The following is a 12,911-nucleotide window of genomic DNA, read 5'->3' as shown; positions in this document are numbered from 1 at the left end:
CGGATGAGCACCCGTATGTCAGAGGGTGCCGGTACCGCCATCAGAGCACCATACCTGGCCTGAGGTGAAGCTGTTGGTGGTCTCCGCAAAGGTCACATACAGCGGCGCGATTTCAGCCGGCTGGCCGGGGCGTCCCAGCGGCGCGCTGGCACCAAACTGCTCGACTTTTTCCTGCGGCTGGCCGCCGCACACCTGCAGCGCGGTCCAGTAAGGCCCTGGCGCGACGGCATTGACGCGAATTTGCTGTTCGCCCAGCTGTTTCGCCAGCGCTTTGGTAAAGGCAGCGATAGCGGCTTTGGTTTGCGCGTAATCCAGCAGGATGGCGCTCGGTTCATACGCCTGAACCGACGAGGTATTAATAATGGATGATCCGGCAGGCAGATATTCCAGTGCCGCTTTGGTGATCCAGAACATTGCATAAACATTGGTCTTAAAGGTGGCGTCAAAATCTTCCGTTGAGAGCGTGCGAATTGACTCATTAAATTGCTGGCGACCGGCGTTATTCACCAGAATATCCAGACCGTCGAGTTTTTCTGCTGCCTCTTTTACCAGCTGCTGGCAAAAAGATTCTGAGCGAATATCACCCGGAATAGCCACCGCTTTACGGCCTTCCGCTTCGATTAATTGCACCACTTCAGCGGCGTCCTGCTCCTCTTCCGGCAGGTAGTTGATTGCCACGTCAGCCCCTTCACGGGCATACGCAATGGCTACTGCGCGGCCAATGCCGGAGTCACCACCGGTAATCAGCGCCTTGCGCCCGGTTAAACGGCCAGTGCCGCGATAGCTGGTTTCACCGTGATCGGGACGGGGTTCCATCTTACTGGCTAATCCCGGAATGGGCTGATGCTGCTTTTTGAATGGCGGCTTTGGATATTCCTGGGTAATCAGCGTTTTGTTAGTAAATGAAGTCATACCTATCTCCTTGTACAGTGGAACGAGTAAATTAAGCCTGGCAGAGATGTGATATTTGTCACGTCAAAAAATAAGCAGTCGCGTTTTATTAAAGCGTGGCGGTAGTGGCTGAAATGATATTTTTAGTTACAAAATCACTAACGTAATGATTATTTTAGCGCTGCGTAAGCTGTGCGCATTATTAAGCGAATCGGTCTGCTTGCGGGATAAAGATTTGTTCCTAAGCTCTATGCATAACTTTACATAATAACCGGCGCTGGCCGGCCCGAATAATTATGAGCGATGGCTTAAACGAGGCGTTAAATGAGCGAAGCACAATGTACCATTATATTTAATGGTGAGCGCTTAAGCGGAACCGCAAATCAACCGTTAATTGATTTTCTGCAGGAGCAGGGAAAAAAATTGCCTCACGTCTGTTATCACCCGGCGCTGCCGCCGCTGCAAACCTGTGATGTCTGCTGGGTGGAGGTGGATGGCGAAGCGGTGCGCGGCTGCACGTTACGCAGCGCCGAGGGCTTGCGCGTGGTCAGCCAGAGTGCGGTACTGCAGGCGGCACAGCAGGAGGGCATGGACCGCATTCTCAATCGCCACGAACTCTACTGCACGGTGTGTGAGCACAACACCGGCGACTGCACGTTGCATAACACCGTCGCGGACATGCACATTCCGATTCAGTATTACCCCTACCAGCGCAAACCGGACAGCAAAGACCACAGTAATCCGTTTTATACCTACGATCCGGATCAGTGCATTCTGTGCGGACGCTGCGTGGAAGCCTGCCAGAATGTCGAGGTAAATGAGACGCTGTCGATTGATTACAGCGCCGATCACCCGCGCGTGCTGTGGGATGGCGGGACGCAGATTGCCGGTTCCAGCTGCGTCAGCTGCGGCCACTGCGTGACCGTCTGCCCGTGCAACGCGCTGCTGGAAAAAACCATGCAGCCCGACGCCGGTCCCTTCACCGCGATGGATGAAGACCTGAAGCGGCCGCTGATTGATTTCGTCAAATCGCTGGAAAACAGCATCGGCATGGAGCCGATCACCGGAATTTCGCTGATCGATGATGCGCTGCGCAAAGTCGAAATCAAAAAAACCAAAACTGTCTGCACCTATTGCGGCGTCGGCTGCAGTTTTGAAGTCTGGACGCGCGATCGCCACATCCTGAAAATCCAGCCGGTGGCCGATGCGCCGGTTAACGGCATCTCAACCTGTGTCAAAGGCAAATTTGGCTGGGATTTTGTGAACAGCCCGAACCGGCTGACCACGCCGCTGATTCGTGAAAACGGCCAGTTCCGCCCGGCCAGCTGGGAAGAGGCGCTACAGCGCGTGGCCGACGGCCTGCGCGCGGTGGCGCGCCAGCACGGCGGTAACGCCATTGGTTTTATTGGTTCCAGTAAAGCCAGCAATGAGGAAGCCTACCTGACGCAGAAGATCGCCCGTCTGATTTTCGGCACCAATAACGTGGACAACTCCTCGCGCTATTGCCAGAACCCGGCGACGGAAGGGCTGTTTCGCACCGTGGGCTACGGCGGCGATGCCGGTACGCTGCGCGATCTGCAGCAGACCGACCTGATCATCACCGTTGGCAGCAACCTGGCGGAAAACCACCCGGTTTTCGCTTCACATATCAAGCAGAGCCACAAACATCGCGGACAAAAGCTGCTGGTGGTCGATCCGCGCCGTCACGAAATGGCCGAGCGCGCCGACTGTTATCTGCGCATCCGCCCCGGTACCGACATGGTGTGGGCGTCGGCGATGGCGCGCTACATGTTCGATCACGGTTATGCCGATGAAGAATTCCTGCGCACGCGCGTTAATCAGGTGGCGGAATATCGCGCCTCGCTGGCACCGTTTACGCTTGAGATGGCCAGTAAAGTCACCGGTCTGAGCGTGGCGCAATTGACCGAAGCCGCCGAGATGATCGGTAACGCGGGCAGCGCCTGCCTGCTATGGGCGATGGGCATTACGCAGCACAGCCACGGTGCGGATACCAGCACCGCACTCTCCAATCTGCTGCTGGTCACCGGCAACTACGGTCGCCCCGGCACCGGCGGTTACCCGATGCGCGGTCACAATAATGTGCAGGGTGCCAGCGATTTTGGCTGCTTAAGCAATGTCTATCCCGGCTACGAAAAAGTGACCGATGCGCAGGTACGGGAAAAGTGGGCGCGCGCCTGGGGCGTGGCGCCGGAAGCGCTTTCCTCAGAGGCCGGGCTGGATAACTTCATGATGGTGGAAGACGCGCATAAACAGCGGGTGCGCGCCATGTACATCATCGGCGAAGAGACCGCCTTTTCCGATGCGGACTCGACCAAAGTGCACGAAGCCTTTAGCCGGCTGGATTTCATGGTGGTGCAGGACATCTTCATGAGCCGTACCGCGCAGTTTGCGGATGTGGTGCTGCCTGGTTGTCCGAGCCTGGAGAAAGAGGGCACCTTCGTGAATACCGAACGGCGCATTCAGCACTTCTCGCCTGCGTTTGCGCCGCTCGGCGACAGCCGGCCTGACTGGCAGATACTGACTGAGGTCGCCGCGCGTCTCGGCCATCACTGGCACTACCCAAATCCCGGCGCCATCATGGCAGAAGCTGCGGGTATCGCCGCGCTGTTTGCCGGGGTCAGCTATGAGAACCTCGTCGGCTGGCAGTCACAGCTGTGGCCGGTAAACGCCGACGGCAGCAGCACGCCGCTGCTGTATACCGAGGCGTTCGCCTTTCCTGATGGCAAAGCGCGTCTGTACCCGCTGACATGGCAGCCACCGATGGAAGCGCCCGATGCGCAGTACGACCTGCTGCTGAACAATGGCCGCATGCTGGAGCATTTCCAGTCGACCAATCAGACCGGGCAGGGCGGGCGCATCAAATCGCTGTCGCCCAACTGGTTTGTTGAGATTTCGCCGCAGCTGGCGCAGGAGCGGCAATTACAGCAGGGCGACTGGGTGGAGCTGCGTTCGCGCCGGGGCAGCGTAGAGGTGCCGGTGGTGGTGACTGAACGGATGGCCGGCAATGTGTTGTTCATTCCTATCCATCATGGCAAACCGGGGGTGAACGGGCTGACCGGTGAACACCACGATCCCGACGTCAACACCCCAGCCTACAAAGAGATTGCGGTGACGATGCGCAAACTGGCGCATGCGCCACAGCCGCACCCGATTCCGCTGCACAACTTCCGCCACGGCCAGCGCACGCCGCTGGATCATCTGCCCGTTGAACAAAAATGGCAGCAGCCTGAATACCGGCTGCCGCCTGAACACGTTTCGCATCCGGAGAAAAGCTAATGGCCGAACCGCTGCACTATCAACCCACTCCGACGCGCACCGAACCCAGCGCGCAGGAAGCGCTGAACGAACTGCTGGAGAATCTGCATCAGCACGGCTTCCTGCGTCTGGCTAATGACATGGTAAAAGCCAACAATGACATCGGCAAAATCGTCGCCGCCGGGCTTAACCGGCCCGGCACGCAGAATGCGGTTCAGAACCTGTCGCTGCTGTTTATGACCCTCAGCACCGTACCGCCGGAGCGTTTCAACCATTTGCTGCTGGCGCTGCGCGATGCCCTGCTGGCGATGAAGCCGGCCAGCGACACGGCGCAGCAGGAGAAAAGCGCGCCGGGCGTCAGCGGTGTGCTCAAACTGCTGAATGATGAGGCGCTGTGGCAGGGCATCCGGCCACTGCTGGCGGCGCTGGAAACCTTCGCGCGCGCTATGCAGGGTGATGAGGAGAAGCCGATAACCCGCTACAGCGGTAAGCCGAGCCGTGAGTAGCCAGGAGTGGGTGCTGCTGATCGCGCGCGGTCAGTTTGCCCTGACGATGGGCATGCACATTACCCTGGCAGCACTGACGCTGGGGCTGGCCCCGTTTCTGGTGTGGTTTGAAGCGCGCTGGCTATGGGGCAGGCGGCCGGAAGCGCATCAGGCGCTGCACTTCTGGATCAAGGTATTCGCGCTCACCGTGGCGATTGGCACGGTTTCCGGCGTGATCATGGAGTTTCAGTTCGGCACCCACTGGTCGGTGTTTGCCAGCAAAGCGGGCGGCATTATCGGTCCGCTGATGCTGTATGAAGTGCTGATCGCTTTTTTCCTCGAGTCGGCGCTGACCGGCGTGATGCTGTTTGGCATCGATCGGGTGAAACCCGGCGTGCATTTCGCCATTACCTGTCTGGTGGCGCTCGGCGCGATTTTTAGCGCTTTCTGGATCCTCGCCGCTAACTCCTGGATGCAAACGCCGCGCGGCTTTACGCTGAATGATGCGGGCCAGTTCACGCCGGACAGCGCCTGGAGTTTGATTTCCGCGCCCTCGTTTGGCTGGCGGCTGGCGCATATGCTGCTGGCCTCGTGGATCAGCGTGGCATTTTTGCTGGGTGGCGTCGCGGCGTGGCGCCTGCTGCGTAATGCTGGCGAGGCCGCCAGCCGGCTGATGCTGCGCAGCGCGCTGACGGTGTCGCTGTGCATCCTGCCGCTGCAGATGGTGGTGGGCGATTTGCACGGCGAAAACACCCGTGACTATCAGCCCGCCAAACTGGCGGCGATCGAGGGCAGCTGGCAGCCGCCTGCGCCAGGGGAGGGCGAGCCGCTGCGGCTGTTTGCGCTGCCCGATCAGGCGCAGCAGCGGAACCACGTCGAGCTGGCAATCCCGGCTATCGGCTCGCTCTACCTGCGCCATAACCTCAGCGGCCACATCAAAAGCCTGCGTGAATTCCCGCGCGACAGCCTGCCGCCGGTGCTGCCGGTGTTTTTTGCCTTTCGCCTGATGGTGGGACTGGCGCTGCTGATGCTGCTGAGCTGCCTGGCGGGCAATGTGCAGCGCTGGCGCGGTCGCCTTGATCAGTCGCGGCGCGTGCTGCGTCTGCTGGCGCTGATGTCACCGGCTGGCTTCATTGCGCTGCTGGCGGGCTGGGTGGTGACGGAGGTCGGCCGGCAGCCGTGGACGGTATACGGCATGCTGCGTACCGCCGACAGCCTGGCGCCAATGTCCCTCGGCAGCAGCGTCGCCATTTTCGTGTCGGTGGTGGTGATTTACGCACTGAGTTTTGCCTTTGGCCTGTGTTATCTGCTGCGCCACCTGGCGGCACCGCTGCCGGATCCGCAGGCGACGGCAGTAGCGGAAACCATACAGACGCCAGCCTGAGGAGGGTGAGGATGTTGGTCGAACTTTCTGCGGTGCTCCTGCTGTTTGCCCTGCTGATGTATCTGGCGCTGGATGGCACGGATAGCGGCGTGGGGATGCTGCTGTACAGTTTCGACCAGCCACAAGAGCGGCAGTGGATGGTGCACAGCCTGCTGCCGCTGTGGGATGCCAATGAAACCTGGCTGGTGTTGCTGGCAGGCGGCATGCTGGCGCTGTTTCCGCCGCTGTACAGTCTGCTGCTACAAACGCTGAAGGTGCCGCTGTTTCTCTTCCTGCTGGCGCTGTTTTTACGCGGGCTGGCGCTGGCGTATCGCGGTCAGCCTGGCGAGACCGGGCGACGCTGGCTGGACCGGCTGCTGATGGTCAGCTCGCTGCTGGCAGCGTTTCTGCCAGGCTGGATGAGCGGGTTGATGCTGGTGTCGCGTCCGCCCAGCGGGATTGTGATTGATTTTTCGCTGGTGCCGCTGCTGTGCGGTCTCGGGCTGGTGGCGGTTGATCTGCTGCTGGGCTGCTGCTGGCTGTGCTGGCGCATTGGCGAGCCGGTGGTGGAGCGGGCGCGGGCGCTGGCCATGCTGTGGTGGGTGGTGACGCTGGCCTGTTTTATTGCCGTACTGCTGCTGGAGCCGGCGCTGTGGCAGCAGAGCTGGCAGCGCTGGCCGGGAAAAGTGTTGCTGAGCCTGTTGCCTGCGCTGTGGCTGCTGCAACTGCTTACGCTGTGGCGGGAAGCGATGGTGGCGTTGCTGATGATCACGCTGGTACAGACGGGCGTGGTGGTCGCGGCGCTGGCGTGCGGGCTGTATCCATGGTTGCTGCCGTGGCAGCTGGAGATGCACCAGCAGGCCTCCTCGCCGGTGACGCAGGGGTTCGTGGTGACGGGTTTATTGATTGTGTTGCCGCTGACGCTGCTGTACCACAGCTGGGCGTTCTGGGTGTTTAAGCGCCAGCCGCAGGCAGCGCAGCGGTCGCCATAAATGGCGACCCTACAGGACATAGCTCAATTGCGCAGCAGTTTCAGGTATTTCACGGATCCGCCGGTCGCCATAAATGGCGCCCCTACAGAGACCATCCCCGGGGGCGCATCAATGCATAACGGCATCGGGCCTGAGGTCATCTGTAGGGTGCGCATTCATGCGCACCGGAATGGCTGCACAGAAATATCAGGGTGAACAGCACGGTTAATCCACTGCCGGAATGCGCATAAACAGCGTGCCGCGATAGGGGATCGGCAGGAAATCACGGAACAGGGTTTCCAGCGTCTGCTGCGGATCGATGTCGGCGAACAGCTGCGGATACAGCGTTTTTGCCATGAACTCGGTCACCGCAATATGCCACGGGCTGAGATAAAAATTCATCCAGATTGCCGCTGCATGGCCGTTGCGAATCGCCTTCAGCTCACGCAAACCGTTCTGCTGCGCGGTGAGCTGGCGGAAACTGCTCAGCACCGCGTCGGGCGCGACGTCCGGCCCGAGGCGCAGCAGGCCTGCGCTGGCGTTATCGCCAAAGCCGGTGGCGAAGTAATACTCAGGCTGGGCTGCGATCACCTGCTCCTCACTCAAACGGCCAAACACGCCGTGCTGGGTTTTGCCAGCAATATTGTCGCCGCCGGCAGCGTTGAGCAGCTCGCCCAGACTGCCGTTAATCGCCGTCACGCAGCACTCGTTGCGCCGTCCCAGATGCAACTGCAACAGCACCGTGGGTTTCGGCCCGTGATAGCGCGCCAGCCGTTCCTCAATCACCTGCAGATGTGCGCTGTAAAAGCGGTTGAACGCTGCCGCGCGCGCCTGCTGATTCAGCACCTCACCAAAAATCTCTACGCTGCGCCGGGTGTTCTTTAACAGATGTACGCGCAGATCGATCTTCACTACCGGAATATGCGCAGCATTCAGAATGCTGACCAGCCTCAGATCGGCATCATCGTAGCGCGCCAGGCTGGGCAGAATGACCACGTCCGGCCGCAGGGCGAGAATCTGCTCCGGATTGATCGCCTGAGGGCCGCCCGAACCGAGCGTCGGGATGTTCAGCATCTGCGGAAACTGGTGTGCAAAACTGTTCCACGTCTGGCTGTCATACTTTTGCAGATCGCGCGGCCAGCCGACGATGTGGCGGAACGGGTCATCCGGCGCCAGCAGCGCCAGGGTATACAGCATGCGGCTCTCACCCAGCACGATACGCTGCGGATTATCGGGAATCTCTACCCGATTGCCGTCAATATCGGTGATCACCCTGGCCAGCGCGCTGGTGCTGAATGCCAGCAGCAGGAGGGCTGCCAGCCAGGCACGCCACGTCAGCGGCTTTTTCGCTCGATCAGAATTCAACGCTGGCCTCGACCATCAGGTTACGGGTTTCCCCTTCGCGCACGCGCAGGTTGCCGCCGCTGGAGGTGTAATAGTGCTTATTGAACAGGTTATTCAGGTTAAGCTTCAGCTGGGTTTTCTCGCCAAACAGCTGATTATTCCAGGCGATAAAGCTGTCGGCGACCACATAATCCGGCAGCGTAAAGCTGTTCTCCGGATCGCCGGCGCGTGAGCCAACGTAGCGCGCACCGCCGCCGACGCGGAAGTCACCGGGGATACCGTTCAGCGTCAGATTATGGCTCAGGTAAAGTGCCCCGGCGTGACGCGGTGCGTTCTGCAGGCGGTTGCCCTTGTTCGCCGGGTTGACGCCATCGTCGACGATTTCGGCCTTATCGTAGCTGTAGTTGGCGCTCAGATCCCAGCCCGGCAGCACTTCTCCATTGAGCTCAAATTCAGCGCCGCTCGAACGCGCTTTATTGATGGCGCGCGTGGTGCCGTTGATATTAAGCGACATATCGCGTTCGTCGATGCGGTACAGCGCTACGCTGGCAAACAGCCGGGGCGAAATCTGCCACTTGCTGCCCACTTCCCATGTGGTGCCCTGTTCTGGTTTGCCGACGTTACCGTCATCGTCGACATCAGTCGACGGCGTGAAGGATTTGCTCACGCTGCTGTACAGTGAGACATCCGGCGTCAGTTTGTAAATCAGCCCGGCCTGCGGCAGGAACTTGTTGCCCTCGCTGTCCAGCGTTTGCACCACCGGATCGAAGCCCTTTGACGCGCGCTGTTCATAGTGCTGATAGCGTCCGCCCAGCACCGCAATCCAGTCGTCGGTGAGCGAAATGCTGTCTTTGGCGTATACCGAGCGACTGTGCAGGCGGTTAAGCAGGTTGGCGTTGGCGCTGTTTTCACTGCTGCTGTTGGTGATCGGTGCCAGCATATCGTATTGCGGATCGTACAGGTTGAAGCCGGTGTTCGCTTTACCCTGATACTGGTGTGCACGGTAAGTCTGATTCATTTCATAATCGGTGCCGAACACCACATCATGCGTCATGCCAAACAGCTGCGGCGAACCGATCACATCCCACGCCACGTATTTGGTTTTATGGTTGAAGCCACGGTTGGCGTCGGCGCGGCGCGTCACCACGCCGGTAGTAGGGTTGATCGCCGTAACCCGCACTTCGTTGTTGTCGTACTGACGCTGGTTCCAGCCAAAAGTCAGGCGCGTGCTCCACGCCTCATTGAACTGCCAGTCGTAGTGCGCGTTCAGGGTTTTATTGTGGCCCCACGCATGGTTAGCTTTATCGTCCAGGCGATCTTTATAGCCAATCGCTACCGGCTTACCGTTAACAAACGCCGTGCCGCGATCGTAGGGAATATCGTACTGATAATCTTCGTAGCTGATGAGGAAGCTGGCCTGCTCGCCATACCACTGTAGCGAGGGGGCGATTAAGGTGTGTTTATCGCTGCCGAAATTGCGCCAGTAATCCTGATTCTGCTTTTCGGCAATCAGGCGGAAAGCAAAACCGTTGCCGAGCGGGCCGGTGACGTCCAGCGTGCCGGCGCCGCCGCCCTCGCTGGCTGCGCGACCGCTGACTTTGGTGTGCCAGGTGTATTGCGGCTTTTTGCTCAAAATATTGATCACGCCACCGGGATTCTGGATACCGTACAGCAGCGAAGCCGAGCCCTTCAGTACCTCGACACGTTCGGTGGTGGCGTCGAAATTCAACCCCTGGCTGCTGCGCACGCCATCACGATAGATGGAACCATCCGAGTTGCTGCCAAAGCCGCGGCGTACAAAGCCATCTTCGGTACCTGCCAGCGTATTGCCTTCGCTTACGCCGCTGACAAAGCGCAGCGCGTCGGCGAGGCTGGCGGCCTGATAATCCTCCAGCTGCTGTTGCGTCACCACGCTCACCGATTGGGCTTCATTGAGGCGCGACACCGGCGTTTTACTGGCGACCGAACTGCTGGTGGCGCTATAGCCGTCGTCACTGTTTTGCTGCTGCGCCGTCACGGTGAGGGTGCTGTTTTGTTCAGCGGCAAGGCTGTCAGTACTGCTGAGTGCCGTTACGCCGTAAATAGCGGCAAGGATAGCCGGATGGCACAGTAATTTAACCGCCCGCGGTGAGTTGTTCTGCATCGAATATAAACCTGGTGTAATTGCGGGGTTATTTATTCCGCGCAACGAAGCTATCAGTAAAATGCTGCCGGTGACGAACAGGACATTCGCGGCCCGGCATTGTTATGCCATCAGTCAGCGGAAAAAGGCGGCTGAGATGTAATTGAGAATCATTCAAACATGAAAAAATGTAGTAGTAAACGTAAATGATGGTGTGGATACTACAGCAGAACGCGGCAGAAACTTTTGAACCGTTATTGTCATAAAATTTATTTACAATCAGTTAATTATGATTTTTCTGTGGTTTGAAGCTGGCCGGGTTAAGCCAGGCGCGAAGGGAGTGGGCAGCGGTAGCGGCGCAAATTTTTACTACAAGCCGGCCTGCCGACGCGGTTCACAACGATGCGATATTACTAACAGGCAACATAATGGCGGCAAATAACATTAAAAATCGGGTGGATGTATTCGGTGAACGCTACCGTGCGCGCGTCACGACATTATCGGCCAGCCTGCAAACGGTGGCGCGATATATCCACGAACATCGTGAGGCTATATTAGACGCGACTGCATTGGATATCGCCCAGGCCACCCAAACCTCTGACGCCACCGTGGTGCGCACCGTGCAGGCGCTGGGCTTTGCCGGTTTGCGCGATCTGAAAACCACGCTGGCCGCATGGTTTGGTCCGGCGCAAAACTCGGAAGAGAAGATGAGCGCGACCATCAGCGAACTGTCGTGTGACATCAACTCCGGCATCGATTTTGTGCTGGGCGGCCATCAGCGCGCCTGCGAAGTACTGGCAGAACCGGTCAACCGCCAGGCGGTGGCGGCTGCGGTGACACTGCTGCTGGAAGCGCGTCAGGTGGCGCTGTTTGGCATCAACGCTTCCGGCATTCTGGCGGAGTACAGCGCGCGACTGTTCCGGCGCATCGGCCTGCCGGCGGTGACGCTTAACCGTGCCGGGATTGCGCTGGCAGAACAGCTGATTACGCTACAGCGCGGCGATATACTGATCATGATGGCGCAGAAATCGGCGCACCGTGAGGGCATGACGACGCTGAAAGAGGCGCAGCGGCTGGGTATGCCGGTGATTCTGCTGACCCACGCGCTGGATTCGGCGTTTGCGCAGCAGGCGGATGTGGTGATTAACGTGCCGCGCGGCGGTGAAAATGGTCGCATGCCGCTGCACGGTACGGTGCTGGTGTGCCTCGAAATGCTGATTCTGGCGGTGGCCTCCGCCAGTTCGGCACGCACGGTTAAAACCATGAAACGCATTCAGGATCTCAATCGATCGCTGAAACCCACGGCGAAGAAGGCGGGATAACCGCATATCACTCAGGCGCGGCGGCGGGGCGATTCACTCCGCCGTTCGCTGCTCCGCATCTATTTCACAGACTCGCTTGCAAGGCGCGCGTGGCTGTCGTTAATATTAAGGAAATAAACATTTCCTTAATGAGTCCGCGTTAACGGCGCGGTAGCGCAGAATCGCATCCAATAAGGAAACACTCTTTACCAAAATAACCGGAGAACGCTTATGTCACTGCCTGCCCTGGACGCCGCGCCGCGCTGGTCACAGCCCGTCGATCACCTGCCGCAATTTAACCATGCTTACGCCACGGTCGCGGGTGTGCGGCTGCACTACGTCAGCGGCGGCAATGTGCAGGGGCCAACGCTGGTACTGCTGGCGGGCTTTCCGCAGAGCTGGTTTGCCTGGCGTAAGGTGATGGCGCAGCTGGCGGCAGACTATTTCATCATTGCGCCGGATCTGCCCGGCCAGGGCGACTCCGACAAGCCTGCCAGCGGTTATGACACCACCTCGCTGGCGCACAGCGTGCAGGGATTGTTGCAGCAGTTAGGGGTTGAGCGTTACTACCTGGCCGCGCATGACGTGGGTGCCTGGGTTGCCTGGCCGCTGGCGATGCTGCACGGTGATGCCATCAGCAAACTGGCGCTGCTGGATGCCGGCATTCCCGGCGTGACGCTGCCGGATGCGCTGCCTGCGACGCCGGACAAAGCCTGGAAAACCTGGCATTTTGCTTTTCACCTGTTGCCGGATCTGCCGGAAGCGCTGATCGCCGGTCGTGAAGCGCTCTATCTGCAGTGGTTTTTGCAGCGCAAAGCAGCCAGCCCGATGGTGTTTGGTGACGAAGAGATGGCGGAATATGTGCGGCTGCTGCAGCAAAACGGCGCGCTGCGCGCCGGCATGGCGGCGTACCGTGAGGTCAGCACCTCAGCGGAGCAGAATCGTCAGTTGTTGCAAACCCGGGGCAAACTGGCGATCCCGCTGCTGGCGGTAAGCGCCGATCAGGGCTCAATTGCTGATATGGCACAGCCGCTGCGCACTTTTGCGGCCGACGTCAGCGGGATTCGTCTCGCGCACTGTGGTCACTTTATCCCGGATGAGCAACCGCAGGCGCTGGCCGACGCGTTACGTCAGTTTTTTGTGTAACGCATCACTTAA

The 12,911-nt window shown here is 59.3% G+C and carries 9 protein-coding genes; 6 read left to right on the top strand and 3 right to left on the bottom strand.

Annotation, left to right across the window (positions count from 1 at the left end):
- Window positions 1-18: 18 nt before the first annotated feature.
- Window positions 19-912 (bottom strand): SDR family oxidoreductase, encoded by an 894-nt coding sequence (locus tag KOL70_RS19455; protein WP_058770520.1) that lies wholly within the window; start codon window positions 910-912, stop codon window positions 19-21.
- A gap of 303 nt (window positions 913-1,215) precedes the next feature.
- On the opposite strand from KOL70_RS19455, the gene fdhF reads away from it, so the two are divergent.
- From fdhF to KOL70_RS19435, 4 genes are read left to right on the top strand one after another with little or no spacing between them, the layout of a single operon-like run.
- Complete coding sequence (gene fdhF, locus KOL70_RS19450) at window positions 1,216-4,188, top strand: formate dehydrogenase subunit alpha (RefSeq protein ID WP_215481379.1); 2,973 nt, start codon at window positions 1,216-1,218, stop codon at window positions 4,186-4,188.
- Window positions 4,188-4,673, top strand: coding sequence for a hypothetical protein (locus KOL70_RS19445; protein ID WP_021509544.1), 486 nt, complete (start codon window positions 4,188-4,190; stop codon window positions 4,671-4,673). The genes fdhF and KOL70_RS19445 overlap by 1 nt, the downstream gene beginning before the upstream one ends.
- A complete protein-coding gene (locus KOL70_RS19440) occupies window positions 4,666-6,036 on the top strand; it encodes a cytochrome ubiquinol oxidase subunit I (RefSeq protein ID WP_215481378.1) in 1,371 nt (456 codons plus the stop codon). Before KOL70_RS19445 ends, KOL70_RS19440 begins: the two co-directional genes overlap by 8 nt.
- A gap of 11 nt (window positions 6,037-6,047) precedes the next feature.
- Window positions 6,048-7,007, top strand: a complete 960-nt coding sequence (locus KOL70_RS19435) for a cytochrome d ubiquinol oxidase subunit II (RefSeq protein ID WP_141496062.1) — start codon at window positions 6,048-6,050, stop codon at window positions 7,005-7,007.
- Window positions 7,008-7,211: 204 nt separating this feature from the next.
- On the opposite strand, the gene KOL70_RS19430 is transcribed toward KOL70_RS19435, so the two are convergent.
- Together KOL70_RS19430 and KOL70_RS19425 are read right to left on the bottom strand one after the other, a co-directional pair.
- Complete coding sequence (locus tag KOL70_RS19430) at window positions 7,212-8,351, bottom strand: ABC transporter substrate-binding protein (protein ID WP_371824673.1); 1,140 nt, start codon at window positions 8,349-8,351, stop codon at window positions 7,212-7,214.
- Window positions 8,341-10,473 carry a TonB-dependent siderophore receptor gene (locus KOL70_RS19425; protein ID WP_215481377.1) on the bottom strand — a complete coding sequence of 711 codons (2,133 nt, stop codon included), beginning with the start codon at window positions 10,471-10,473 and terminating at the stop codon, window positions 8,341-8,343. Before KOL70_RS19425 ends, KOL70_RS19430 begins: the two co-directional genes overlap by 11 nt.
- 407 nt (window positions 10,474-10,880) lie before the next feature.
- On the opposite strand from KOL70_RS19425, the gene KOL70_RS19420 reads away from it, so the two are divergent.
- A complete protein-coding gene (locus KOL70_RS19420; RefSeq protein WP_215481376.1) occupies window positions 10,881-11,774 on the top strand; it encodes a MurR/RpiR family transcriptional regulator in 894 nt (297 codons plus the stop codon).
- A gap of 210 nt (window positions 11,775-11,984) precedes the next feature.
- Window positions 11,985-12,899: an alpha/beta fold hydrolase gene (locus KOL70_RS19415; RefSeq protein WP_215481375.1), complete on the top strand. Its 915-nt coding sequence runs from the start codon at window positions 11,985-11,987 to the stop codon at window positions 12,897-12,899.
- Window positions 12,900-12,911: the final 12 nt, after the last annotated feature.

Origin of the sequence: Pantoea sp. B270, from assembly GCF_018726825.1 — a bacterium.
In the GTDB taxonomy this organism is placed as follows: Bacteria; Pseudomonadota; Gammaproteobacteria; order Enterobacterales; family Enterobacteriaceae; genus Pantoea; species Pantoea dispersa.
This window is presented reverse-complemented; position numbering and strand designations above follow the sequence as displayed.

Bases quoted from the DNA above. Each gene is read 5' to 3' on its own strand.
- KOL70_RS19435 (WP_141496062.1), top strand. From the start codon at position 6,048: ATGTTGGTCGAACTTTCTGCGGTGCTCCTGCTGTTTGCCCTGCTGATG.
- fdhF (WP_215481379.1), top strand. From the start codon at position 1,216: ATGAGCGAAGCACAATGTACCATTATATTTAATGGTGAGCGCTTAAGC.
- KOL70_RS19425 (WP_215481377.1), bottom strand. From the start codon at position 10,473: ATGCAGAACAACTCACCGCGGGCGGTTAAATTACTGTGCCATCCGGCT.
- KOL70_RS19445 (WP_021509544.1), top strand. From the start codon at position 4,188: ATGGCCGAACCGCTGCACTATCAACCCACTCCGACGCGCACCGAACCC.
- KOL70_RS19455 (WP_058770520.1), bottom strand. From the start codon at position 912: ATGACTTCATTTACTAACAAAACGCTGATTACCCAGGAATATCCAAAG.
- KOL70_RS19420 (WP_215481376.1), top strand. From the start codon at position 10,881: ATGGCGGCAAATAACATTAAAAATCGGGTGGATGTATTCGGTGAACGC.
- KOL70_RS19415 (WP_215481375.1), top strand. From the start codon at position 11,985: ATGTCACTGCCTGCCCTGGACGCCGCGCCGCGCTGGTCACAGCCCGTC.